The organism is Photobacterium carnosum (assembly GCF_021236965.1).
In the GTDB taxonomy this organism is placed as follows: domain Bacteria; phylum Pseudomonadota; class Gammaproteobacteria; order Enterobacterales; family Vibrionaceae; genus Photobacterium; species Photobacterium carnosum.
Genome location: NZ_WMDN01000015.1, coordinates 66189 through 93139, shown reverse-complemented (window position 1 = coordinate 93139; position 26951 = coordinate 66189). Strand labels below are relative to the sequence as shown.

The following is a 26951-nucleotide window of genomic DNA, read 5'->3' as shown; positions in this document are numbered from 1 at the left end:
ATAAGGTTGAAATAAGGCAGTATTGAAGTGGTTTATAAGGCAGTTATAAGGTTGAAATAAGCCATTTATCAGAGGTAAATGATGAATGACTTATACGTTTTAGATGAGTAGATTATGATTCGAATAATCTAAATAATAGTTAAAATTAGACGAACTCAAGGAATCTAAAAGCGATATCACGCATTTCAGTTGAAGATGCTTCAAGGTTAGTTTTAAACCTTTTTTTAAAGCTTTCACCTTCAGCTATATTGATGCAATTGAACGTTATAACATTAAATATAATATACTCACCGAGAAGGAAAGTAGTAAATGATTTAACTAAGCTACTAATCTCTATATCGATGTTTTCACAGTAATGGTTAATTATTTCGTCTTTCTTATCGGGAAAATCAAGTGCTCTCATGTGATGCTTTATCTTATTTTCATCGTATAAAACAGCACAATTAACAATGCCATTTGAGAGTCCAAAGCAAAACCTAATATTAGATAAAACATATTCTACAAAAGATAGTTGGTATTTATTTTCAGCATAATATTGGGAAAGTTTATTAATTAATGCATCATTAACCTCTAAATTAAAATCAATTATAGGCATTCGATACTCAGTCAAAAGATTAAAAATCGAGCTATCTTTGGGGCAATTGTTAATTAAGTCGCGTGATAGAGACTTACTGCATGACTCAATAAGAATTGATTCTATCACTCCATGTTTATTTGTGCCTATAAACGCCATAAAAGTATTATCAATCGTTTTTAAATGTTGGGTGATTACTTGTTCGAGCTTTTCTTTATCATCGTTATTGAGGTGTTTTGGTACATTATTTATGGTTTTAATTATATGTTCCCAACAGGCGGTTATAATTGAATTTTTAATAGTTTCTTTTTCATTATACTTTTCAAATTCATCTTGTGAGTTAATGTTTAATTCTTGATTATCTGTCATTGCATTACCTGTTTGTATGAAAATGGAGTATTAAAAATACTCCATTTAATTAAAGTTTAAATTAAAAATAATGACTAATCAGAAAATAATTCACATATTTCTTCTTCAGAATAGCTATGGGTGTCATTGTTTTTATTTTTTTCTTTCGCTGATTCTTCATCTTTCAAGACGAGTTTTATAGACTGAGCGATCGAATAACCTTGTTTTTTATATTGGTCAATTGCTGCCAATTCTACACCATCAGTTGTAAACATTAACTGTTGATATCGAGGTACGAATAAACGTACTACTTCCCGAGAACTACCTGTACGGATGTATAATTCAGAATACATTCCCTTAACTGTATGAATACTTTTAAGCAATGCGAAGTCTGTTTCATTACCATCGAATTGTTTATTAACGCGTACTTTTTCAATCACTTCAGGCTCTTGTCGTAGAAACACTTTAAACTGAGAATTATCGGCCATAGCCATCCCAACTTCTGTTTCATACGCATCCGAAATTGATTGCGTGATACACACTCCCGACGCGTTATATTTTCTGAATCTGCGCCATCCAGCCTCTAAAAATTCCGCAATAGCAATGCCAGCACCACCTTTTATTTTTATATACTCCCACGCTTCGTCGAGTACAAAGCATTTAAATTTATCCTTCCCAGTCATAAACATTTCATTTTGAATTGCGCTTATACATTGAAGTAATACTGCGATTTGTAGTTGTTTACGACTCTTCAATTCTTCTAATTCAATAACAACAAAGCTGCCAGAAAAATCCACAGGCTCGTAGTCATCATTAAAAAATTCGCCATAAGGCCCAGTTTTACACCAAGGCTCAAGTTGCATACCAACATCTCTAACACTTTTTTCCTCATTTGAAAGGCAAAGATTAGCAAAATCATCGATAGAAGAATCCCTTCCTTTCTCTTCCCATAATTGTGAAAGAAGTACGTTCATACGTGCACTTTGGAAGTCGGTTAATGTACCGCTAGGCGATGCCATGAACTTTAATAATGAAAGCACCATGTCACCCTGACCATCCTTACCACTAAATTCATGAATCGATTTAAATGGATTCATTGAGTATTTGAAATTATCACCAAACTCTAAAAATTTACCGTTATATAGTGCGCATAATTTTTCATAGCTGCGGCCGACGTCTATAACGAAGACTCTCGCGGAATCTAACGGCATTTGTTCTAATTCAAGTGGGGTTTCACGATACAAATCACCACCTTTTACACTGCCAGAACTTAAACAATTTGATATTAAGTAGTTAATCCAAAATGACTTCCCCGAACCTGAGGCTGCCGCACAGAACATGTTGAAATTGCCGTCAGAGGTAAATGGATCAAAACAAAACAACTGACCATCACGAGTAACAAGAGGGATAGTTGGCCGAGACTGACCGTTACCTTTCCAACTCGCAATCATTGGTGTGATAAATTTTAAAGTGTCGCTAGTAAAGCGGTTGAAACGGTGAAAGTTAGATACAGCTGCTTGGTCAATACCCATAGGTAACGATGATAATAAAAGTGGTAAGCAAATATATCTATCTTCGACTAATTTCCATTTCTTCTTTGATGCGAAAGATTGCATCTCCATAACCGTCTGTTCAGAAGAATGCTTATCCTTACAAAAGATCATAAACTGTAAATAAGAATCAGCGATTTGAGCCCCTTTATTCTCTAGTGATACGAAAAATTCATCGTAATCACGTTTTTGGTATCGAATACGGTCAACCCATTTACTTAATGGACCTGATGCTTGGTGTGTAAGCCAACTACGACGTTTTGTAAATTCAGATTTTGCTTTTTCTTGATTAACGAAGTTTATATTTAACGTCATTAAAAAAGGCTCTCTCAAACCATCTCGACCATTTCGCCAATCACAAACAAGATCGTATATTTCACCAAAAGAAAGAACTTCAGGGAAACGTTGAACCGAAAGAAGCTTTACAAATGCACTGTTATCACTGCCTTCTTCACCGATTTGAACCCCGTCTTGATGTACAAATACAGGATTATTACGCTCCATAACTTGATAACGCAAAGGTAGGGCAGCGTCATGACCTTTAACTCCACTGCGCCAGTCAGCATCCTTATTATGATTGTGAAGGATTTGCATACGGTGCAGATATAAAGCTCCATCCATATCATATGGACTACAACCGATACCTTCCAGAGTTGAGCGTAATTGAAGATACATGCGACGAAATACTTTCACTTCGTCTTTTGATGGTTCTTGTTTTTTTAATGGCATCTTAAATGACACCCATACTTCAAAATCTCTCACTTTGAGATTCATGTTAGGGTTTAAAGGTTTTGTTGTAGATTCAGTGAAATATTCATATGTAGAACGACCAATGGAATCATATAACTCTCCCATTTCACCTTCAGCGCGACCTTCTCGAATAGAGCCAAATCGATCTAAAGTGTCCTTAATATATGGCGAACCAAATAGACTAATTTGCATAAAAGAATCATCAGGAAAATTTCGTTGATATAAATCATCCATCGCATTCATTAAGTCATCATTTACGCCTGTTAATGGCTGGCAAATAAATGTAAAACCAATAAAACCACCATCTAAAACAAAACCTTTCATTTCAGGTAAATATTCTAGAACAGGGAGGGAGTCCCCATACTGGGAAAACCTCATAATAGAATTATGATAGTCAATAATGCCGGTCATTTTAAAATTCCTTTACGTAGTCTGATACTTTATCTTTAGCTGGTGCTTGCGGGTAACGCTGAATAACCTGCATTCCACTCGGATCACCTGTTGGACTCATTTTTTCCCGTTCTTTTAATGACGAGCTACGGGCATTGAGTGATGTAACCATGGCAGGTGTGGCTGTTGCATCACGACCGACTTCCCAACGACGAGGTGTTATCTCTACATATGTATATCCTGGCATGTGTAAGTTATGTTCTTTATCTTGCCAAGAATTTACAAGGACGCGTAAAACCTTAGCTTCGTGTAAAATAGCCATAGGATCTGCCGCTGGATATTTTTTGTAATTAATCTGATATTGAGAATATATTTTGCTACGTTCTGCAGCTGTACCGCCCGGATACTGAGGTATGTATTTATCTTTTTCGCTATTGTCGTCGTCATCATCATTGTCGTGATTGTAACCAGCTTTATTCTTAGCAATAAGTTCACGTTTAATAACGGCAATATCTTTTGATTTGTTAGTTAGTTCCCACACTGTTCTTGCGCTTGTGCAAGGCAATCCTTCCTGCAGAGCATAAGGGCATTCCGTTGGTGGTTCGCCAATCTCTAAAAAAGATGAACATCCAGTTAAACCAGTCATGATAGAAAATGCAGTAAGGGTTTTGATTAATTTATTTTGCATGTTATTTAATTATAACCTCTCCAATTTTTGAAATGTCTTGATGCATAAACGCTTCTAAATTACTCGGTGTACCTGAGTTGTTTAATCCATCAACTCGGACTAAGTGAGGTAATGATTTGATGTGTAGTAAACTAGCTAGGGCGACATTCATCATTAATGGTTTTTTATTACACGTAGGGATTAATGTTAGATCGCTCTTTATCTTGGCTCCTTCCATGAGGTACTCAAGAGAAGTGGATTGATCTTTATTGCACCAAAGGCTTATTGAATCCATGATGGAGTTTTTGCCTGTTAACGGTACAAGCAAAATATCAAAGGCATACTTATCTGCTAATAGTTCCATTTCTGAAAATAACTTTGCGTTGAATTTTCCATTTGGGTCGATTAGTACAGTTAAATCCGCTTTATCTTTCTTTTTTCCGTAGTGATAAATGGCTAAATCATCATCATTAACACTGAATATTGATAAAGGTGTTAGCCACATCTTTTGAACTGATGCCTTATCTGTAACTACTCGTTTATTCCAAAGATCATATAGTTGAAAATTTCCACGGATAACCATACGAGCATTAGAGTCTATTAATAGACGTTCACCATCTTGATTCTCGATAATTGATAAATCTGTAATTGGTAAACGAACTCCCCAATGAAGTGATTTATACATCTTCATTGCATTTATAAATCCATTCTTATCAAAGACTTGTTCAACTGGGGTTTTATTGATGGAATTATGTAGTTCTGAGTTTTTAGCTGATGCATTTTTAACTAATGGATCAATACCAGTAGAAAAAGCAGAAGAACTAAAAATTACGGATGAAAGGATAATTGTTAGTAATGAAAGTTTCATTGTGCACCACAAGTTTAATGATTGGCGTACATGATACTTGCTTACACTTCAAAGATCATTGTTAAGTGTGGTTGCATTACAATAAAAGCCGAGAGGTTTAAGGTTTTCTCGGCTTTTTTATGAGGATAGGTGGCAGGTTACATTGATGCTACGGTGTTAATGGCAGTTAATAATTTAGCATTTTGAATTTCTAATTGAGAACGATTATCTCTTGTTACTGATACTGTCACTGTTGCGCACATAACTGATTTTTTCGCACAGTGGCCATAATTAGTTGCAAGAACTCTTGAACTAATGATTTTCTTGTTTAACGAAACATCAGAGTTAGTTACGTTTCCTTCAGTATCAATTGTATTTACACTGATACTGTTAACGTCCAACGCTTGCAACTTAGCCATTTCTTCCGCCTGTGCAATGGCATATGCTTTTGATTCGCCTTTTTGCGCGACATAAGTGGACGTATAAGTTGCGGTTGAAAGAATTGGTTGTCCAATTGCTAGGGTGTTTGCTGTAGCTACATTACAGAAACCGCTTGCAATAAGAGCGACTATATATAGAATTTTTTTTCTTGTATTTAACATTTAGTTACACCTAAAAAAACGGCCTTCAATATTGTTATTTAACAACAATGAAGAGCCGCTTCAAGTATTTTTTGTGATTTATTTTATTTTGTGTGGTTTAGGCGTGCGCACTAATAAAGGCTTAATATTACCAACGATACTGTCAGATTTAATTAATACGTAACCTTTATTGTTATATGATTTAATTACTGCATCCATTGCATTCATTGCACTAGCCTGATTAGTGTTAGCCCAGTCTTGCGCCATTAAAGAAAAATCAATCACCTTAATCTTAGGGATGTCTTTTTGTAATTGAGTGACATATTCCATTGTCATTACAAGTTTTTGTTGTGAATCATTAAGCTGGACTTCAAGGGCTTGTATTGATTTATACACATAGACACCCCCACATGCACTTAAAGCGAAAATTACACCTAGAGCGATCCATAATTTATGAATAACTGAAATTGTACTTACTGGCTTTGGTGTGTTAGATTTTTTTGTTAACGCTTCATTTTGACTCATATTATGCTTTCCCTAATTTCAATGTAGCACCACGTTGAATGATGAAATCAATTTCGATACCAGGATTAATTTCAATATATGGACGCATTTCTTCGACTATCTCTATGTAGTATTTAGCTAGACGATCCATGGCCGAACTCGCGCCTTTTAATGCAGCTCCACCAGCGACAGTACCCATGGCAGATGCGTCAGTAAATGTCGCAAAAGCACCCGTCTTATTATCGCCCATTTTTATATCAGTTTGACCTGCTAAGCCACTCATACCTGAAAGGAAACCCGCCCACATGGATTTCAATGCAGCTTCACCATTCTTACTTACTAACCGACCTTTGATCCCATTACGTCCATCAGGACCAACACTAAATGCGTTTAATGATGTCTCTACCGCTACACCATCGCTTGTTACACAACTAAGCGCCTCTGCACGCAAGTAGGCTCGGGAACTAGATAGGTCTCCGATTGCTGATGTTACTAACACACAATCGTTAATATCTGCTCTAAAGTTATTTGGAAGCAATGCGTCTTTATTTATACGTAAAATCGATGGTAAAGGATCATGCTTTGTTGAACTGCCGGTTGGAACGTCCATACCTGTAGTTAAGATGCCTGAGATCATTGTTCCTGCAGGCAAGATAATCTGAGTAGGTTCAACTTTTTCTGATTCTTGTTGATATATCGGCTGGCTAGTCTTCTTTTCCGGTTTTTTACCATCAATAGTACGAGTCGTAGCGCCATCTTTGGATGTTGCTGCTGCGGTAAGATTGGTAGTTTTACCATTATAATCAACAAATTCATCTGAACTTGATGTGATAGTACGAATCCCCACACGACGATGATCAACAACTGGTTTACGAGGTTGTAATTGTTGCTGCGCCACTTGTTGCATTGGTCGTAGTTGTTGAGATGGTTGAGATTGCTGTTTACCATTTACAACAGGTTGAGGCTGAACCTGAGTTTGTGGCTGATTTTGAAGTAAACCTCCACCGTAAGTTGTATGATTATTAGTAGCGTCAGATTTTTTTTGAATAGCCATATCACGTTTTAATGCAGTCTGACTAAATCGTAGATCCTCAATCTGTTTAGATAACCGGTCTTCGAGTTGATGCATTTCATTTTCTCTATGATCAATTGCCGTTTCACGATCTTTAATCTGATTTTCCATTAATCCGTAAATTTCGTCCATATGTCCTTTTTCAATCGTATTAGCACCAGATTGAGAAAAAAAGTTAGCCTGCACTTTCTTACCTTTTTCAAGGTTATGGTATTCTTGTGCGCTTTTTTGCGTACTGGAATCATCTGTGGCCATTACACCAAAGATCACTGAACCCATTATGACTACTGCGATAATACCTTTACGTTTTTTTGGTTCTTTCCAAGCTTCGACTAGGTTGTATTTAAGTTTCGAAAAATCAGCCATTTTATGCCTCCTTACTATCTAAAAGGCTAGGGCGCACACGTTGTCGCTTAATTTTATCTAGGTATGCTTTATCACGAAGAATATACACTTCCGTTGATTGACCAGGTGCTAAAGTAGCTTTATCAAAAACGCCAACGGCAATAACATCATCACGAAGACAGTATTCTTCCCTCATTTGTCGGAAATTATTAATGTCATTTGTAACTTTTACGATATCAACAATTTCTTGGCTACTTTCTAATCGTTGCATTACACGGTGATACATACCCAATTTGTTAATATCACATGGGAACATCTGATCTCGTGGAATATCTGTACTAAAGGCATAACCATTAGGGATATCGCCTTTGGCAACAGCTGCAAGTAATGACGTTGCTCGTTTTACGTAACTAGAATTAACCCTTGGATCAAACTGGTTAGCGGGAGCCTCTTTCATTTCTCGTATATGCTTTGCAATAGCTTCTTTTTCCTCTCGCTCATTGACGAAATTCTTATATTTAACTTGTAACGCACGAGACATTGGTACTTTTACTTCAATCATTGTTGGTGGAACATCCAACGGCATTAGAGTTAAAGAAACATTTGTTTCAGGTAACCCTTTTTCTCCAACAAACAAACCTATTGGAGATTGGTCCATTGGAGTAATAAAAATGTATCCGTCTTTTACTTCAATAGGTACATCCATAGATGATGTTTTAATTGATACATTTTTAAACGGTGTTGAAATCTGGTTTTGCAAACCAACAGCAACAGGTGCCAACTCACCATCACCAGGTTTAATGCGAATAGTTTGATGTGAGTCATACTTACGTTTTAACTCGTCTTTAATTGGATCTCGGCCATGCACTTGCGGTACTGGCACACCAAGACCATAATCTGCAGGATTAATACCTGAAGGTGTACCATTAACCTTTGTTACGCCCGATGCTGGTGGCATTTGTAATTGTGGTTCTTGTTGCGTGGCAAATTGACTCATATCTACCGGTTTTAAAATATCGCTACCAGTTTTTGAAACAATATTCCCCGTACGTACCGATTTAGCATCAATATTCTGTCTAGCACGTTCAGTTAGGGCATTATCAATTGCAGCATTCTGATCACTGAATGGTTTCGGCGTGTTATTACTCGTATAAATGTCAGGAGTATTAATAGGGGACACTGGGGATACAGATGGTACTGGCATTCCGATAGTCCCTGTGGGCTCTATCGCTTTATCTTCGGATTCTGTTGCTTTGTCTATTGAATTATAAATACTACTGTTAATTAGTGATGAAATTTTACCTCCACCCTGTGATTTTAATAGTTCGTCTTGTGTCGGTTGAGCGTTTTGAGACAGAGCTATACGACCACTATTTATTGGTTCGATTGGAATATCGGAAGTATTGATTGCGGCTATAACGGTATGAGAAGCCAACGCAGCCGACACAAGTAATACGAGTTTTTTGGTTCGGGTATTTATTAACATTATTTATTATCCTTGATGCTGTCGTCTGGTAAAGGCACATCTAAATCGTCAGGTTTTAATTGTTCACCTTCTTGTCTTTCTGCTTTATCAGCATTAGCTTCCTTGATCGCTTTTACTCGAGAGCGTGTTTCAGGAGCACCTGAATATTGACTGAAATGGTCAATTTTAGGCATACCATTACTAGCTGTAATGCGGATTTCATAAGTCCATTTTTGAGTCGTCGAGGCTCCAGTTCGTGTTGACACTGTTTTTTTATCGCCATATACCCAAACTAAATCAACATCAGAATTATAGATAAGGTCAAGAGACGTAAAACTTTCACGAACACCACGAACCTTTAGCGCATCAACTTGTGCTTGTAATTGATGTTCGAAATTATCAGCGTCCTTAGCACGAAACATTTTTCGTAAGGTATCCACAACAAAAGCTTGGTTACGCTCGCTGATGTTACCGGCTAAGTTCGCTGTAAATAATCCCCAACCAGTTTTATATGCCTCAGATGCCTGATTACCAACAAAAGTAATTTCTTCATTAAACGTTGGAGGGACGACAATGACCGTTTCTTTCTTACTCATCACCATGAAAATTAAAACAATCACAGCAACAGTTAAAGCTAGTGCGATTTGGTTCATTATTCCCGCGTGTGAAACGCTTTGGCTCCACGATTTAATTGATTTTGATTTCGAAAACATTTGATTACCTAAAAAGCTCTCTGATTAATGGATCTGGCATCGAAGGGGTTTCTTTTAGGGGTAATATTCCATGCCACCATAAAAGATGATTAATAATGCCTTTAGCATATCGTTGTTTTAATCGTCGAGATAAAACGAAAACAAGAATACCTAAAGGCATTGAATAGTTAAGTAAGTCAAAAGGCACACCTAGCGCCATACTGATTATTATCGGTCTTACTTCATCAACGTCCCAAAAAATTACCATTTGTGGATCGTTAACACGTAAAGCTAGATATTGTTGATCTTTTCTTAGTTCCATAAATTACACACACAAAATTGGCGTTGTTAAATAACAACGCCAATTTTCAATAGTGTAAGAGGTTTAGTCAATACATATAGTTGTAATGTACTGACAAAAGTTTTATTTACATACCAATTACAGGTAAAACAGTAGTTGCAGTGTGTAATGCTTGAGGTACAGCATCGAATACTGAAGCTGTTAGAGAACCGTTGATGATTTTACTTGCGTTAGCTAATACAAGAACTGCGATCACACAACCAGCAAAACCAACAAGGTTAGGCTTAACTGTTGAGAAAAACACAACACCCATAACCATGATAAGCATTAGGATCTTACCAGGTGCGCCAGTTGCGATAGCTTGTACGTCTTCCCACATTTCCTCAAAATGAGATGCAACACCCTCAGTAGCAGTTGCAGCCCAAGCATCAAAGCCAACGATTAAAGCAATTGTAGCAACAACTACAGCAAGCATAATTAAAACTTGTGTAGTAGACACATGGAAAGTGTTAGCGTTTTTCATTGTTAATGTGTTCATCTTCATAAAACCTTATTTTTAAAATGGTTGTGTTCGTATGCCGAACCTACGAAGCAATGATGCACTATTTAATTAAATAATAATTAAGGAATTGGGGGGTTTTTTGGTAGCAATAACGCAATTATTCTTGCGAGGTTAATGTTTACTGTTAGCTATTTATTGTCTCAATCTAGGTTAAAACCATCTCATTTATGCGATTAGATTTATCTCAAATATTCTTTAAAAGCTCATGAGCTTTTGATGTTATAGCTACATCGAAACGAATTAGGAATCGCAATTATGAACATCGAATTACTGAACGAAACATTAGAAAATGCTGGGTTTAACAAATATGCAATCCGCGTGATGACTAATGGAGTTATCGTTAGTATTGGTGATGATATTGATGCTTCTTACGTCTGGGTTGATGGCGAAACAACAGACGAGCAGTTAGAGGGGACGTCTGGGGTTGATTTAGAGTGGGATGGATGGGAGATCGGTTGCTTTGAAAAAGCAATGGCAACAGCAAAGGATTACGATACAGAGTCAAATCAAGTAGTAATCATCGGTGGCTTTGATGGTTATGAGGGTAATGATGTTGGTGAGATTGTTATCTATGATGCGCAAGTTGTTTATGTATTTGATACTCACGCTTTAAGCTAATTTGGGATTTTTTTAACATGGCTACAGATTACAGAAAAGATAAGGTTCAAGTTTTTGGGTGTTTTTTGTCAAGCGAGGACGCTGCAATAGTCCTCGCTGCAATTGAAAAAGCCTCTCAAAAAACAGGTGTTACAAACAATCGTAAAAACAGATTAGCACTGCTCGAAATAGCGCGACACTACAACGAAACTGCATGAGTTATCGTTATGGTAGTCACAGTGTCTACAGCGTCCATTACCATTTTGTGTTTGTGACAAAATACAGATACCAGATATTAACGGGAGATGTAGCATTAAAAGTTAGAGAGCTAATTCGGCAAACGTGCGCCGCTTTTGACATTGAAATCATCAGTGGCGTGGTGAGCAAAGATCATGTGCATCTATTGCTATCCTCTCCGCCAAACATGGCTCCAAGTGAGATAATGAGGAGAATCAAAGGGCGGACGTCTTCGAAGCTGTTCGAGTCGTTCCCTCACATCAAAAAGCGGTACTGGGGTCGTCATTTTTGGGCTAGAGGGTATTTTTGCGCATCGTCGGGAAACATTACCGATGAAATGATCGAGCAATATCTTGAGCATCATTTTGAGCCAAAAATTGACGATAAGTTAAAAATTGAACAATGACGGGGCTTTCGCCCCGTTTCCGCACTTTAGTACATTACACTAACCCACCGACTATTAATCGGTGGTTGTTCAGTATAGCTAACAGTAAGTAGTGGTTAGAATACTTTGCTAACGTTACTTAGCGCATATCGTATTGCGAACCCTAGTATAAGGAACATTGCTGGTGGCAAAATTACGCCAAAAATACCAGCGGCGGGGAATATGAAGTAAATATCAATAATAAAGAATGTGAAGAAACCAGTACGTACCCATATACGGAATAAGTTGGCACTTGCAACCCCAAATTCATACTGCTTCATTTTTCGCTTATAGAAACCATCAGCACCTAACGCAAACATTACGGGTACACCCAAGATGAACCATGAGATAAAAACAGATATTCGGTAGCAAGATTGATAAAACAGTAGCTTTATATTTTCCACAATACGAATAACGGGTTCTTGCCAATAATTTTGGCCAACATAACTCGTTGGGGTAACTATTTTTTCCATTTCAGGGATGATATTTGTTTGAATAAAAGCCCACTTGTACATGTTGTAAGCGCGAGAAAGTACAGTTTTGCTTTCTAATGAGCCTGCAACGGTTCTGAATGAGTTAATCTCACTCTGAAGTGTTTCTCTATATTCTTGCGGTTGCATTATAAAGACCAAATACGCGATGGATGCTGCAGAAATCATTAAAATAAATTTCTGTAGGAACGTATATTCTTTTTTTGGAATTTTCTCAGCCATTGTGATTACGCTGCTTTATCAATAATAAATGGAATACGACCCTTCATTTTGCGGCCATCAGCTAGACGTGCGATATATTGCAAATTAGGTAGATCACCAAGTAATGTTGCAGGGAAAAGTTTTTCTCTCGACTCTGATAACTGTTCCTTTAATCCCCCGCTAAACTCACCAAGGGCACCTGTCGTTGACGTACCACTATTAAGCGAATATCCAACGCTTTTAATATTACCTTCACCGAAGTTTTCCGTAGCGTATTCTTGTGTAATATTGTCATTAACTCTCAAACAAAATAGGTTTGAAGCTAAGCCGAGGATACGTCGAGCCTGAGCTTCAGATGTTTTGGCTATATAATCGGGCAATGTTTGAGAACTCACATAAAGCTCAAATTTTGCGCCCCTAGCTACTGCTAACATATTGAGTATCGGTTCATTTATGACCGCGTGCGCTTCATCTATAAATATACTTACGCGTTTACCTTCACCTTTTTCAAAATTATACCGTCGAGCTGATGCCGCACACACATCAGCACAGATAAGCTTGCCGATCGAACTTGCTACCATTTGGTCTGATAAACTATCTAGTGCAACATAAAGTACACCACCGGTATGTACTAAGCGGTCAATATCTACAATAGGGCTCAATTCATCCCGTTCATCCATGTGCAAAGTCGGTGATAGCAAATCATCAAGTGGTTTAGATGTTAATTGGGCAAATAACGGGGCAGTTGAAGACAACATCTTGCTCATGTGAGCAGCATCGTGCATAACCATATTCAACATATCGCTAAGAGCTTTTACATGTAGCGATGAGTCGCTTACGTTGAAGTAGTAAGCGATCATGCCATTAAACAAATCACCATTTGCCAATCCCGCCATTTCTTTGCCTTTTTGCTGCAGCCAGTTTTCACCAATAGTTGACTTGAAATACTTATGTAGGCATTTCTCTGCAAGACGGTTTTTACCGATCATTAAATAATGACCAATTGACGTAAGTTGAGGTTTTTCTTCAATATAAAGCATCGCCTCTATAATTTCGTATATACAGTTCCAAGCGAATTGGACGAAGGGATCGCTATCTGATTCCCCTGGCAATAATGACGCGATACGTGATGCTAATTCAGTGGATCGTGAATATGAATTTAAGGGGTCAATTCGGCAACTCTGTGATGGATGTGATGGGTGAAAGAAATGAAAAGGTACACCCATAACTTCAGCTTCAGCTTGCACTCGACTACGCCAGTCATTATCATTTTTAGGGTCAACGATAATGATTACATTATCTCGATGCATAGCACCGCGACTTAACATTGACAACAGTGTTGTTTTACCTGTGCCCGGGTTACCAAATATAACGGTATGGGCATGAAATATTGACTCACTAGCATCAATTTCTTCTTCATCACCAAGGCCATGGATCCACGGTTTTCCGCCTAATTTTCTGGTAGTCTCTTTAAATTGCATCGCCAGTGGCTTCAAAATAAATGGTAATTTAACGTCAGTGTATTTGGTTGACATATTCATTACTTGGTAAGCCCGTTGAGCGATTTCAGGGCCCCATTCGTACCCTCGTCCCAAAAAGGCTGTATCCTTGTGAGCGATATTCTTTTTGCGAAATTTAGCACCTTTAATTTTATAAAAGTAATTAACAAACAAGGCGTATTGGCGCTTCATTAATGGAACGCCCTGTTTTATACGGATTATTCCAACGATAATCATACTGAAGCCAACCAACATAGGTAAACGTGCATCAGCTTCCATGGTTGAAGTTACTCCAGCTAAAAGAGTAAATATCCCGCCACTAATCCATATCACCGCAAGGTTTAATTCGAATACTGGGCGAAAAAGATTTTCCATCCAAAAATTATGGTGCCGTTTATTCATGAGTTATCACACCTTGTTTTAATACCCAAAATTCTTTCTTTATTGTTGGGGTTGTTTTACTAATTAGTTGCACGCTTTCGTGTCGTAAACAGTCGATATCTTTGACTCTAATACCTATTTTTAATTGAGAGCGAAACTCTTTACGTGCCATGTCGAAATCGAGTGAAATAGAACCATTGGTATATTGCATAAACGGGCAATCAGGTGACCAACTTTCATTAAGCCATTTAATAAATGCAGCAAGATTAGAATCAGGCTTAATATTGTTTAACTTGCTTATATTACTTACAGGACTGAAATCAGTATTATCAGGTAGTTGTCGTTTTTCTCCTTTAGATTTAATAGGTAGTTCTGGGGTGACGTCATCAATAATTAACGCTGCGGGTGGTGTCTCTGGAGAACTCGAAACCACTTTTTCAACGTTTTCAACGTTTTCAACTTGATCATTTTGTTTTTGCTTACTTGTTAATTTTTTAATATCCATACCATAAGGTTTACGAAGAGGGGCAGGGAGAATGGTTATTGGGTATTTGATATGCTCGATATGCTGATTAACATCCATCATAATACAGCGCGTAATATGGCAACTAAGAACTATACATTTTTGCTGTTTGTCACATACAGTAAAGTTATGAACGGCAATATTCGGCTTATCAATATCACTTAAAAGCATTGTTTTTTTTCGTAAAACACTAGAAATATCACGAATGCTTATCCCTAATTCTTCAATGCATTTAGTCGTAACTATCAAGTACCCTTTAAAGAGATAAATATTATCGTTGTTTTCTATTAACAATTGTTTATCGGTAATTTTATTAACTAAAGCTGTTAAAAAGACGGCTGATAAATCATTTGGATCTGGTTGCTTGTTAAGCCAATTAGTTTCAACTGTATCTTTGGGCTCTTTATCTATATTGGTGTTTCGTTTTCGACTAATGAGACCGTTACTCAGAACACAAACATCAACTTTTGCTGCTTGATTATTAGAAGCTTTACTTTGTTTTTCATTGTTAGTTATCGCCGGATTTATCTTGGCTTTAGGCTTTGTATTATGAGATTTATTTCCTGCATCTTGATTTACAGATGGCACAGGAGATTGTTTTGTCTTCGGTGGCTCAGGGGCTTGCTTCGCCTTGGATGGCACAGGAGATTGTTTTGTCTTCGGTGGCTCAGGGGCTTGCTTCGCCTTGGATGGCACAGGAGATTGTTTTGTCTTCGGTGGCTCAGGGGCTTGCTTCGCCTCAGATTCTTGATTGTGGAATTTAATTCCATGGTTACCAGTTGGACGAGGTGGCATTTTTTGTAACCCCGGAATGATATCACTCAATTGATTCATAAGCGGATCAACTGCCGTTATTACTTTCCCCGTATTTATATCAACGAACTCACTAGGTGATTGAGTCTCACTAACATCAGGTTTAGGTTTATCATTGCTAGTTTGCTGTTTTTCGCTTACCGCATTCTGATCATTGCTAGTTTGCTGTTTTTCGCTTACTGCATTCTGATCATTGGAATCAACTGATTGTATTTGTTCGTCTTGTTCTAAATGTTCAACTACAGCACCTTCTAACGTGAATTCAATAGATTTCCCTCTATTATTTAGGCGTAATAAACCAGGGATACTATTGGGGATAGGTAATCCCTCAAACAATAAACTTGGCCAAGCTAATTTAACTACACGTTCGGGTTGAGAAAAACCTTCGATATGAATCGATGGCGTAAAGTAAGATACTGATGTCTCAGGTTCTAATCGTTTAACTAAATTTCGGTTTTCAAGGATTTCCAGAACACGACTAACCTCTGCGGGTACATCCGTATTTTCTTGCTGTAACTTACTTATAATTGCTTGTATAGAACGAGGGTAGGTAAGGTAAACTTCGCCCCCTATGATCCAAATATTGCCGTTAACTTCATTTAGTCGCCATGAGTCTCGGAGGCGGCGCATAGCACTTACAATAACGCCTTCAAGTGGATAACGACGCTTACCAATTAAATCATGCCATTGAGTTTTTATATCTTTATCTGTACTAGCGGAATCTGCCTTACGTAAGCAAATTTGAAGATATCCATCTTGTGTATGATAGTCAGTAAGAGCATGGTTCATTTCAATGGCTAACTCATCTGAATTGTCCATTAAAAACGATTTAGCCTCAGGCGTTAAAACCCAGTCAATAATCTGAATACTTAAATTTTCATGCTTTTTATGACGATGCTCAGCTCTCCATGTAACACGGTATCGCTCAACATTATGTTCATTACCCCATTGATAAATATCAGAAAGGTATGGGTTCCATTCAACACCTGTTGCTATGTCATAAACATGCATATCAAACAATATTTTACCTGCATCATGCAATAGCCCAACAATCCATGCAGCATATTGCCATCGAGGTTTTCGGTATTGTTCTTCATCCACTTGCCCAACAGCCGGTAATATTTGTTGGTATGACTGCCGTAGGCTATTAAGAGCCACCTCTAAGCTATGACGAACTAAACCACCAACGTCAGAATGATGATGAGCTTCCGAGGCGGGCAATAAATGTATGTAACTAATGTAATTTAGAAATACTTGACGATATAAAGTATCGAAGTTCAGGTCCAAAGCAGCACCAATTTTATGCTGACTTTTTCCTTGGTTGTAAGCTATTACGGCGTCGTGGTCATTACCATGGAACGGATCGTTTAATCCCGAGTCACGTAGCGTTAATGATATTAATTCAGATTGCGATGCTGCAATTTTATTCAGTGATAAAAGTGGTACGCCTTTTGTTGTGGGCGGGTATTTAATGAGGTCATCAATATACTGATCGACCTCAATATCTTTATCTTGTCGCTTTGGGGCTAACCAACCAGCAGCCCCAACCAATAGATGATGAATGATCTGCTTTAGCCCCATTTTATTACTTATCCATAACTGATTTAGCAGAAAGAGCCGTCATGATCGCTTTGTAATCATTCGTATCATATAAACCACCTTCTCGATCACGAGAGGCATTAGTTATTTGATAAATGCTAGCCACTAAATCAGTAATAATTGTCAAACTATCATTGCGAGACTGTATCATTGACTCATCATCGATAAGGCCAGCGATCCACATGTTTTCAAATTCCGCGATGTTACGGTCAACAGCCTCAAAAATGCCGATAAAACGCCAAAAAATTGGGTGAGTTACATCAATTCGATAAGTGAACGTCTCAGGCACAACAACACTAATAGGCTCGATAACAACATCAGCTTTAAACGAGATGGCTTTAGCTTCAAATGCAGCAACTTCTTCTTGAGACAATGTTAATCGGCAATTCAACCATTCAGTTAAACGAGTGCGAATATCATTGTTACGTTGTGTTAGCTGATTCAGTGCAGCAATACGCTGAAATGCTCCGACGGCACGACCACCATTGCGGTTTAGATAATCGAGAACAGTATTCGATTTAGCTAATATATCGTATGGTAAAGCCTTACGAGTTTGTTCAAAGATGAATGGTTTACGGACGGGTTCACTATTACCTTTACCTTTTTCTTGTTTAGGTTCGCTATTTTTATTACGCGTACGAGGTTTACGTGTTTTAGATTCACTACCTACTTGAGTGGTCATTTATTATCCCCTTTTCTTACTATAGATTTTAATAATTGTTGTATGTCACTTCTTGCCTTGTAGATGTACTCTGCGCTATATCTCAAGGGCGATAATTGGGATTCTGCCTTTAAAATCAGTTCAAACTCCCAATCTTTAGCTATATTCTGAAATTGCTCATCTCGATAAAAGACTGTTTTAGTTACCTTATTGCGTTTAGGGTTAATACGCTTTCCCCAACGCCGACTCTTCTTACCTGTTCGACCTGGATTAAAAATCTGCCACTCGGCGTAGGCTTTCCCATGGCGCATTACAATATGTGGGGCAATTGAGCCCTCAACATAAACACTTGTTGTCGAACGCATACGCATTGCTTTTAATTCATTATTTTTTTGCCGCCAAGCGATCCAGTAATGATCAACAATGCCTTCCATTTCAAAGATAATATTTTCGTACTCATTACTAAGAGTGTTTAATGCATCCACTATCACTGAGGGGGTGCCATAATATTCTTCATTTGAGCCCAAGGTTACATCTTGACCCATTTAACATCTCCAATAATCGGTTTGTTTTACTGCTTATTCGTCGCTAACGTTGGTTTTTGATAGCGTAAGTAAACTATAACTATAAAAAATAGGTTTGTAATGATTTTTTCGTAGTTGCATTACTAAAGAGAGGATTTTAATGTCATTGCCTTACAATTAAAATCATTGAATCAAGATGTAAATCTAGTAACATTGAATAACTCTTACGTTTTTAATATTTATTGTTCAAACTATGGAAATTGAGTTTATAAATTCTGAAAGTTACAGGGCTCTACAGATAGCGCAAACGACCTACGTGTTAGCCTTGAGGGAAATGGCGTTAATAGACCATATATCAGTAGCTTGCATGTGCAGACTGAGTAAGGAAGAAGCATTACGGCTAAGCTCTACTCCTATCCATGTAATAGAGGCAATATTTGTTCAATTACCACCAATGCTGAATTTTAATGGGGTCAAAGGTAATAATGGGAAGACTACTCATTCAATTATCGATTTGTTTAATGCAATTGATGAGAATGATAGTAATGGTAGCCGAGTGAGTAATGTTGCTATTACTGCTCAGCATTTATTAGCTTTGAATACGAAAGTGGTGCGGAATAAAAATGCTGGTAATTAATGAACAGGAAAGTGTTGATCTACGGTAAACGTACTCGTCATATAAAACGTATTTGTCAGATTTACGAAATGGCCGATCTCGGTGCGACAAAAAAATTACTGACAATGCTGTTTAGAATTGACTGTGCAATGGAAGCATCTCTTCAACTAAAAAAGGCTAAGTTTAGGAGTGGAGCTTCGTGGGTGTCGGCTGGTCGCAACCGAAGATTACACGCCAATATAATTTATTATTATTACTGCAATTGTTCGCCAGAAAATATTGATTTCCACCGAGCAGTAAATCTAGATGAATTAATTGCCGTAGCTCGTCTTTACAAGATCAATTTCAACAATGAATTAGCAGACATTAACCGTATTCATTCGATGTTTGTTGCCTTATTTAACGGTGAAATTATTACGGCCCGATGCGATAAGTGTGGATTGAACCATATATATAATGATGCCTATACATACAACTATAAAACGTGTCCATTTTGTATGGGTGGTAGTAAGGCAAACTATAAAGAAAAGAAATTTCTACCTTTCGATTAATTCCGAATAACGGTGCATTAAATTCATGGTAATGGTGCCAAATTAAAGGTGCTTATTCGAATTATTCACGATTACAGTATGCGAAAATAATGAAGATTAAACCTGTTTTATTAGCCGTCATTGCTTGTATGGCTACTTGTAATGCAATAACGGCAACAGCTAACACCTACGGTCATGGTGACTCGTTTTATAACAAAAAGGATCAGGGGTGGTTTTGGTATGAACCCGAACAAAAACCAGCACCAAAGCCAAAACCTAAAAAGCCAAAACCCAAAAAAGATGTCGTTATCGAAAATAATAGTAAGCCAACTACGAAAAACGTTCAGATCACCGTTAAGTGGCTACGAGATAACATCCCTCGATTAAGAGATGAAGCTATTGACTATCCAACGTATGAGAACGTTCAGCGATATATGTACGCTCAGCGATTAATGCTTGATAAGGCATCTAAGTTTTCATCCGTTTCAATGGAGGTATCAAAACTAGATCCGACTCTAAATGAGGAATTACGTAGACCGGGGCATCAGAACGCATTGATTCAATATGGTGATCAGCGTCGTACGGCAAGTTACCAAGCACTAAAAGAAATATCAAAAAAGGTGGGTATTTTCTTTTTCTTCAAATCAACTTGTCAATATTGCCACCAGCAAGCTCCAATTCTGTACAAACTACAGCAGCAAACAGGATTGCAGGTTTTGCCTATTTCGGTTGATGGAAAGATGATCCCTGGGAATCCGTGGAAAGATTATTTCGTTACTGATACCTACGGAAAATTAACCCAAAAGCTTCACGTTATGGTTTATCCGACCATGTACTTAGTCACCAAAGATGGCAGTAAGATGATAAATGTTGCTGCGGGTCTGACTTCTTTTGATGAGTTAGCTAATCGCATCATAGTTATAGGAAAACAACAAAAATGGATATCGCAAGTAGATTATCAAAAGGCACAGCATGTTCGTGAGATTGAATTAGTTAAAGATCCGAATAAACCAATCACTTTAGATGAGAATAAAATTTACAACGACCCTAAATATTTATCTAAACAACTGAAAAAACAATTTGAAGAACGTTACTCAGGGAAGGAACGTGGAGAGTTGGCTTTTGGTGGAGATGCTAAATGAAAAGACTAAAAATAAAAAATTCTGCCATAAGTATTGGGTTGGCTTGTTGTATTACAATTACAACAACATCAACAGCTTACGCGGATAATTTCCTTGAGGACGTATTCTCTCAAATGACGACAGTAAGCGCACCGGGACACTCATTCGAAACGCAAAAACGTAATGGATATGCGTTTGGTATGACGAGCCTTCGCTTTCATTTGCATGAACCTGAGTTAATTCAATTTACCCCGCCAAGCATGAACGTCGGTTGTGGTGGACTTGATATGTTTGGTGGAAGTTTTTCGTTAATTAAGCGAGAAGAGTTAGTGCAAGTTGCCAGAAATGTTGCAAGTGGAGCAGCCGTTTATGCATTCAATTTAGCTATACAATCAATTTGTCCTTCGTGCGCACAAATCATGCAAGGGGTCAGTAAACTTGTAAGTGATATGAACAGATTGGCAAAAGCATCATGTCAAGACGTCTCAAAAGTTCTAATGGAACAACCATTTTCACAAAATATTTCAAAGAACATTCGTGACGCTGCAGGTATCGAAGGATGGGCATCAAATCACACGTCTTGGGCTGATCAGTTACTCCCTCAAGAGGGCTCTTTCTTAGACATGTTAAGTGATAACTCGGTAAGACAACCAGACGGATCTTCAAAACCAAATGATAGAGGTATGACTGGTAATCTTATTTTTAACTTATTCGATGCCGCAAAAATAAAAAACTGGCGGTTTGTTGGATTTAAAAACGATTCAGAAGTTAAAGAGTTAATTATGTCACTTGTAGGAGTTCGTATCGTTGATGCCAAAAATATCGCAGCCAATGCTAAATCCCCAAATGTTGTGACTATACCCCCAACGATTAAAAATATAAATGAGTTGGTTTATGCCGATGGTAGTACACCATTAAAATTATTAGAGTGCGTCCCTAGTTCAACCGATTGTCTAAAGTTTAAAAATAATGAAGGAACCATAAAAGCAAATTGGGTTGGCACTTATCCTCTGGCTAAAAAATTATTGCTTGGTTCAGGTCCGGGGGATTTAGGTATTGCAGATAAAATTAGTCATAAGCTCAAACTTAACAGTACCCAACAAACGTTCATCGAAAGCGTTCCTGTCCCAGTTATGACAACGCTATTTAAACTATCACATAACCCAACAGCTCAAGCACAGTACGCTGATATTGTTGCTAGAACTACGGCGCAAGATGGGATCAACGTCATCATTGAGGGTATAGACCAAATGTTGGTTGACATTAAAGCCGCGTCAATGGGTACGCCTCAAGCCTCAGAAGATGCAATTAAATTGCTTGAGGATGGGCAACGTCGGCTTAAAGAGCAGTATAAAATTTTCAGGGATAAGAATATTGCCGATTTAGACAAAATGAACGTAATGACCAGCTTGACCTCCTTTTTGGAAGAAAAAGCGATGACTATGCCGCAGGTATAACTATGTTATTTAATATATATTCGGTCGGTGATCCGGCTTACATAAAGGTCGTTATGCTCGGCCTGTCGCACATGTATGAAACATCCATGCCTTACACGTTAGGGAAAATTGGGTTACTTATAAGTTTGTTGTTTATATTCGCTAAAAGCGTCTGGAATCCCGGAAAGATAGAATTCAAAGAGTTCTTCACGAGTTTGCTCTTCGTTTATTTTATGTTCTGTAATACAACTACGATAACGTTGTTTAGCAACAATCAAACAGATGTAACCCCAATACCTAATATTCCGCTTGGCATTGCTCTGTCTGCATCGATAACGACTAGACTTGGCTATGAATTAGCTACCTCATTGCGTGACTTTTACCAAACTGCAGTTTTACCAGGGGAGTACACATCATCCACTATCTCATCAATGCTCGATGATGATCCATCAACACGTAATTATTCTATTGTTGGTAACGGATTAGAACCTTTACGTGCATTAATGAATATGAGGATCACTGGTGACCCAACAGCAACTACGCATTACCGAGCAAGTCATGGTTTAGTTAACGCTCAAAGCGAACCAGATCTTCGACAATCACTTTTGAACTACATGCAAGATTGCGTATTAAAGGATGAGTACAACGGTTCTCGCGTTCAAGAAGTTAATATGGCTCAAGCTCGTATATCTAATGACGCGTGGAAATATATGGGCATGAACTATAACGGATGGACAACATCAGTAAATCTAGTTTTTGGTCATGGCTTTGAAGTTATGGGATGTGGTGATGCCTATAAAAAACTAAACGGCGCAATGGAGGATGCTTTTAACGATACATCTAAAGACTATATAGAAACTCGAAATCTCAGAATGGATCCAAACATCAAGAATGCCGAAAGAGGCTTAGCTATGATTACGGATCAGGGTGTAAAAGCATGGCAAATGAAATCTAATCAGATGCTTAAATACATGTATTACCAAGCTAAGATCAAAAATCAATATAGTGATCTATCTGGTCGCCTTGCTTCTCAAGCCGAATTTGAGGCTATGGACTCTCGACACTTTTCCTCAGCAACTCAATTTACTCTATGGTCTGAAATGGCTGTACCGTTAATGACTTATCTTGAGGCGTTAATCTACTTGTTAGGTCCAATCATGCCGTTTGTTGCTGCTTTTGGTAGTAAAGGTATTGGTATGATTGCAAAGTACATCTTGTTGTTAGTATGGGTGAATACATGGCCAGTGTTACAAGTTGGCGTTAACCTGTATTTACAAACATACCTTAACGAAATGACTAATAAGGATACGCACATTGGGGTTATGTCATGGGCTGGCGTTAATACCACATTTACGGACCTTCAATCATTCATTGCTATGGGTTCTACATTGCAAACAATGGTGCCAGCATTATCACTAATGATTATGTATGGTTCAGTGCATACTGCAATCAACCTTGCTAACAGTGCGTCTAGTGGTGGTGGTGGTGAAGCAGCAGCCGTTGGTTCTCCTAAAGTAGCGAGTCCTGCTAATTATGGTAAATCATCTTCGGCTGGACTAACTTCGAGTTTTAATGGTGTCACTAACAGTACGTCATTAACTCATGACGACCTCAATCAACCAGCACAGTTAGGTGTCAAATCCTATAACATGAGTAATGCAGCTACAAATGCCAGTTCAGATGCCGTTGCGGGTGCGACTCAAAGGCTATCTACAGCAACTCGTCAAATGTCCACTGCCAATCAAAAAATGCATAGTGACGTTTTATCTGCTATGGATACCGAGGCAAAAGGACGAGACATAACATCATCAATGGCTGCAAGTACCGCATCTCGCGCTACGGTTGGTAAAGCTATTTCAAATGAATTCGGTTTAACACGTCAACAATCATCCTTAATGGCCATGGCGCTTCATGGTGACTTTGGTGCAGAGGCTAAAAGTGAAGTGGCGGCAGCTCTTGGTGGTGGATTTGACTTTAGTAATTCTCAACAACCAGAATTGGATAAAGACGGCAAGCCAATCAAAGATACAGGCTTAAAAGCCAAAGGGGGGGGTAAACTTAGTGGTGCTTTCGGTGGTGCTGTAGGCTTGAAACTTACGGGTGGGATACGTGCAGCTCTTGACTCAGGATTAAGCAAAGTAGCAGCAGCTCGTCAATCTACATCAAGTAATTGGCAAGCAAGCCACGATAAGATTATGAATAGTATGAGCTCCGATCTTTCAAAAATAAGCCATAACCAGCAGATAGGAAAAACTAAGGCTTGGGGTTCTTCAGAAAGCAACACCAAAATGGCATCCAATGCGTATTCTGAAGCTCAAAGCTTGGTTCAGACAACACAATCAATGAATAATGTTGCGAAAGGAATTGGTAGCTCGTTAGCCTTTAACTTTGCTAGTGCATTAAATGATCGGTCTGATTTTGGTTCTAAAGTTGCAAATGGCACTATGGAAAGTAATGCACTTAATAATGCTGCTGCAGCAACGCTTCATCAGACTGGGCATGATAAAGAATTGGCTCAAGCGGTTAGTGCCGCTGGTGGTCAATACGACGTGAATACGCAAGCGATCACTGGCTTATCTGATGACAATAAAACGAAGGCTCTTCAAACGGCTCTTACAAACTCAGGAGCATCACCTGAGACAGTTCAATCGTTGAAAACAGCTCAACAGGCTGCAACTGATTTATCTCAATCGGGTATTAGTGGTGTAAATAGTAAAAACATGAATGAGCGTAAGAATGCTGAAGTTCGTTATGCTCAACGTGTATTTGATGGTCTAGATAGAAATATGCTCAATGGATCATTAGGGGCTGTATTCGCAAACTATGCCAAAGGAAATATGCTATCAGAACTAAACGCTGCAACTGGCGGTGGTCTGAAGAATCTTGATGAAGCTGCAAATCAATTCAGAGACATGGGTAACGGAGCGGCTCAGGGATTGATGGGGGACGTTGGTTCGCGTAGCGGTATTACTAATGAATCGCTTAATGAGAAAAAACAAGCGATTGGTACACCATCATCATCACCTACTGATTTTGCTAAACCAAAAGATATGGGTACCGGTGTTAATATTACGGCTAATAATACTGGTGGCATTAGAAGCCAAGCCATCGCCAACGATAAAGCCGTTGATCAAGACCACCAGCATCAGGCAAATGATACGGCTCAAGGAAAAGCTGCTAATAAACTGAGTGGAAATGGCGATGCGGTTGTAAAGACCGTAAATGATGGGATGGGTGACAATGACGTTAAAATGAGAAAAGCACAAAAAGATATAGGTAAAGTTTATGACTTTATGGGGGATATGGGGATGAAGGCTGGTAATTTTGTTGCTGATGACCCAAAACAATCCCAAGGTGATCAGAAAATATTATCACAGCTAAACGATCCTGAAGCATTAGCTGCGATGAAAGACCCAAACCGTCAAACCGAGGTTAACGATAAAATTGCTAGAGGGTATGGGGCTAATGCGACTAAAGAAGATAAAGCCGAAGCTGCTCGATATGTAGCGATGGCTAAGGTTATTAGTGAAAACCCAACCGCGTATACAGATAGCGGCAATTCTAGCGAGGTAAAAACTGGTGCCGCTCTCAACAATGTTGCTGATTCAGCAAGCAATGTAATAAATGCCAACAAGGGACAACCAAACGCGGAAGAAATTAACTCTGCGGCAAGCGAACGTAAAGAAAATGGGGTAAGTAGTAGATCTTCATCAACTACACCTGGATTTAAAGGCCAAGCACCATCGTATTCAAATGGGTTCAAAGATTACCGTCCTAAGGATGATGCTAAATTGCAACAAATTGCTGTTACGAATACAGCGGCAGCAGATTCAGGATTAGATGTAACCACTCGTGAGCGGTTCAGTGATGTTGTTAATAAAGGGGGGAGCTTTGGCTTTTCCACCAACACGTACGGCGCTGAGAACAGGTCAAAAGAAGACAGTAACGCTTTGGACAATATAATAGACAGCGTTTCGAGTAGTGCCGAAAGGATGTTTAATACCACAGGGAAAGGCGAACAACATAACGTTGAAAATATAGGGAAATATAAAGAGGCATTACAGTCGGTAATTGACAACCCAATGGCAAGCTCTGAACAAAAAAATAATGCCCAAAAGGGTATGGCTGAATTGGTTGGTGCGGAAAGTGAATTAGTCAAGCCAACAAGCACCACTTTAGGCGATGAGACAGTGGCTCGGGATCAAAATACTGCATGGAAGAGTATGCCTCTTGATAATGCAATAGGTCGTCCAGAGTCACAAGTTGACAATTATAGAGCTGGTGGAGTTGAGCGAGAAGCAACCAAAGACACACCTATGAAGGTTGCGTCATTTACTGACAACAATGGAAATTTGAGCGTACCAACAGGCTCGTTTGACGCGATTATGAAAAGTGATGGTAATAAAGTTCAAATTGGTGACGATACGTTTTCAATCGAAGGTAGACATCAAGGAGAGTCAAGCGCGGCTATCGCATTAAAAAGTGAGAGCGGCCATATGCACACGTTGATTCAAAAAGATGGAAGACCTGATGCTGTATCAACAATTAATCAGGATACAAAAGGTCATTTCTAAAGCAGTAATTGTTCTTTCGTAACTAAAAGCCAGTCTTCGGACTGGTTTTTTATTAATTAAATATTATTGATGTTTG

At 38.4% G+C, this 26951-nt stretch carries 24 protein-coding genes; 8 read left to right on the top strand and 16 right to left on the bottom strand.

Going from position 1 to position 26951, the window contains the following annotated elements; genetic code table 11:
* Positions 1-145: 145 nt before the first annotated feature.
* The 11 genes from GLP24_RS14175 to GLP24_RS14125 all read right to left on the bottom strand — a co-directional run bounded on the left by GLP24_RS14175 (position 146) and on the right by GLP24_RS14125 (position 10624).
* Positions 146-943, bottom strand: a complete 798-nt coding sequence (locus tag GLP24_RS14175) for a hypothetical protein (RefSeq protein ID WP_101767500.1) — start codon at positions 941-943, stop codon at positions 146-148.
* A gap of 74 nt (positions 944-1017) precedes the next feature.
* Positions 1018-3633, bottom strand: coding sequence for a TraC family protein (locus tag GLP24_RS14170; protein ID WP_232577716.1), 2616 nt, complete (start codon positions 3631-3633; stop codon positions 1018-1020).
* A gap of 1 nt (position 3634) precedes the next feature.
* Positions 3635-4300: a TraV family lipoprotein gene (locus GLP24_RS14165; protein ID WP_101767498.1), complete on the bottom strand. Its 666-nt coding sequence runs from the start codon at positions 4298-4300 to the stop codon at positions 3635-3637.
* A gap of 1 nt (position 4301) precedes the next feature.
* On the bottom strand, positions 4302-5147 hold the full coding sequence (locus GLP24_RS14160; protein ID WP_101767497.1) for a thioredoxin domain-containing protein: 846 nt from the start codon (positions 5145-5147) through the stop codon (positions 4302-4304).
* 137 nt (positions 5148-5284) lie between these two features.
* Complete coding sequence (locus GLP24_RS14155) at positions 5285-5728, bottom strand: hypothetical protein (RefSeq protein ID WP_101767496.1); 444 nt, start codon at positions 5726-5728, stop codon at positions 5285-5287.
* Positions 5729-5806: 78 nt separating this feature from the next.
* The gene (locus tag GLP24_RS14150; protein ID WP_101767495.1) at positions 5807-6232 is read right to left on the bottom strand and encodes a hypothetical protein; all 426 of its coding nucleotides are present in this window, start codon (positions 6230-6232) and stop codon (positions 5807-5809) included.
* Position 6233: 1 nt separating this feature from the next.
* The gene (locus GLP24_RS14145; protein WP_101767494.1) at positions 6234-7649 is read right to left on the bottom strand and encodes a TraB/VirB10 family protein; all 1416 of its coding nucleotides are present in this window, start codon (positions 7647-7649) and stop codon (positions 6234-6236) included.
* A gap of 1 nt (position 7650) precedes the next feature.
* Positions 7651-9114, bottom strand: coding sequence for a type-F conjugative transfer system secretin TraK (locus GLP24_RS14140; RefSeq protein WP_101767493.1), 1464 nt, complete (start codon positions 9112-9114; stop codon positions 7651-7653).
* Complete coding sequence (locus GLP24_RS14135) at positions 9114-9746, bottom strand: TraE/TraK family type IV conjugative transfer system protein (RefSeq protein WP_232567769.1); 633 nt, start codon at positions 9744-9746, stop codon at positions 9114-9116. Before GLP24_RS14135 ends, GLP24_RS14140 begins: the two co-directional genes overlap by 1 nt.
* 64 nt (positions 9747-9810) lie before the next feature.
* Positions 9811-10107, bottom strand: a complete 297-nt coding sequence (gene traL, locus GLP24_RS14130) for a type IV conjugative transfer system protein TraL (protein ID WP_101767491.1) — start codon at positions 10105-10107, stop codon at positions 9811-9813.
* A 106-nt stretch (positions 10108-10213) separates the two neighbouring features.
* Positions 10214-10624 (bottom strand): hypothetical protein, encoded by a 411-nt coding sequence (locus GLP24_RS14125; RefSeq protein WP_232577717.1) that lies wholly within the window; start codon positions 10622-10624, stop codon positions 10214-10216.
* A gap of 279 nt (positions 10625-10903) precedes the next feature.
* On the opposite strand from GLP24_RS14125, the gene GLP24_RS14120 reads away from it, so the two are divergent.
* Genes GLP24_RS14120 through tnpA form a run of 3 tightly spaced genes read left to right on the top strand, consistent with a single transcriptional unit; the run spans position 10904 to position 11888 of the window.
* On the top strand, positions 10904-11266 hold the full coding sequence (locus GLP24_RS14120; protein WP_101767489.1) for a hypothetical protein: 363 nt from the start codon (positions 10904-10906) through the stop codon (positions 11264-11266).
* Between the two features lie 17 nt (positions 11267-11283).
* Complete coding sequence (locus GLP24_RS14115) at positions 11284-11463, top strand: hypothetical protein (RefSeq protein ID WP_101767488.1); 180 nt, start codon at positions 11284-11286, stop codon at positions 11461-11463.
* A complete protein-coding gene (tnpA, locus tag GLP24_RS14110) occupies positions 11460-11888 on the top strand; it encodes an IS200/IS605 family transposase (protein ID WP_101767487.1) in 429 nt (142 codons plus the stop codon). The genes GLP24_RS14115 and tnpA overlap by 4 nt, the downstream gene beginning before the upstream one ends.
* 95 nt (positions 11889-11983) lie before the next feature.
* Here tnpA and GLP24_RS14105 read toward each other — a convergent pair whose 3' ends face one another.
* The 5 genes from GLP24_RS14105 to mobI are packed head-to-tail and all read right to left on the bottom strand — an operon-like array spanning position 11984 to position 18619.
* Positions 11984-12619: a DUF4400 domain-containing protein gene (locus tag GLP24_RS14105; protein ID WP_101767486.1), complete on the bottom strand. Its 636-nt coding sequence runs from the start codon at positions 12617-12619 to the stop codon at positions 11984-11986.
* Positions 12620-12624: 5 nt separating this feature from the next.
* On the bottom strand, positions 12625-14499 hold the full coding sequence (gene traD / locus GLP24_RS14100; RefSeq protein ID WP_101767485.1) for a conjugative transfer system coupling protein TraD: 1875 nt from the start codon (positions 14497-14499) through the stop codon (positions 12625-12627).
* Positions 14492-17395 (bottom strand): MobH family relaxase, encoded by a 2904-nt coding sequence (mobH, locus tag GLP24_RS14095; protein WP_101767484.1) that lies wholly within the window; start codon positions 17393-17395, stop codon positions 14492-14494. The genes traD and mobH overlap by 8 nt, the downstream gene beginning before the upstream one ends.
* A gap of 4 nt (positions 17396-17399) precedes the next feature.
* Positions 17400-18095, bottom strand: coding sequence for a hypothetical protein (locus tag GLP24_RS14090; RefSeq protein WP_101767483.1), 696 nt, complete (start codon positions 18093-18095; stop codon positions 17400-17402).
* On the bottom strand, positions 18092-18619 hold the full coding sequence (mobI, locus tag GLP24_RS14085) for a conjugative transfer protein MobI(A/C) (protein WP_101767482.1): 528 nt from the start codon (positions 18617-18619) through the stop codon (positions 18092-18094). Before mobI ends, GLP24_RS14090 begins: the two co-directional genes overlap by 4 nt.
* 346 nt (positions 18620-18965) lie before the next feature.
* Here mobI and GLP24_RS14080 point away from each other — a divergent pair, with 346 nt between their 5' ends.
* From GLP24_RS14080 to GLP24_RS14060, 5 genes are all read left to right on the top strand, one after another.
* Entirely contained in the window at positions 18966-19235 is a 270-nt protein-coding gene (locus GLP24_RS14080) for a hypothetical protein (RefSeq protein WP_144043138.1), read from the top strand.
* Positions 19235-19765, top strand: a complete 531-nt coding sequence (locus tag GLP24_RS14075) for a hypothetical protein (protein WP_101767480.1) — start codon at positions 19235-19237, stop codon at positions 19763-19765. Before GLP24_RS14080 ends, GLP24_RS14075 begins: the two co-directional genes overlap by 1 nt.
* An 89-nt stretch (positions 19766-19854) precedes the next feature.
* Entirely contained in the window at positions 19855-20886 is a 1032-nt protein-coding gene (gene traF, locus GLP24_RS14070) for a conjugal transfer protein TraF (RefSeq protein WP_101767479.1), read from the top strand.
* Positions 20883-22322, top strand: a complete 1440-nt coding sequence (locus GLP24_RS14065) for a conjugal transfer protein TraH (protein ID WP_101767478.1) — start codon at positions 20883-20885, stop codon at positions 22320-22322. The genes traF and GLP24_RS14065 overlap by 4 nt, the downstream gene beginning before the upstream one ends.
* Before the next feature lie 2 nt (positions 22323-22324).
* A complete protein-coding gene (locus tag GLP24_RS14060; RefSeq protein WP_101767477.1) occupies positions 22325-26875 on the top strand; it encodes a conjugal transfer protein TraG N-terminal domain-containing protein in 4551 nt (1516 codons plus the stop codon).
* Positions 26876-26951: the final 76 nt, after the last annotated feature.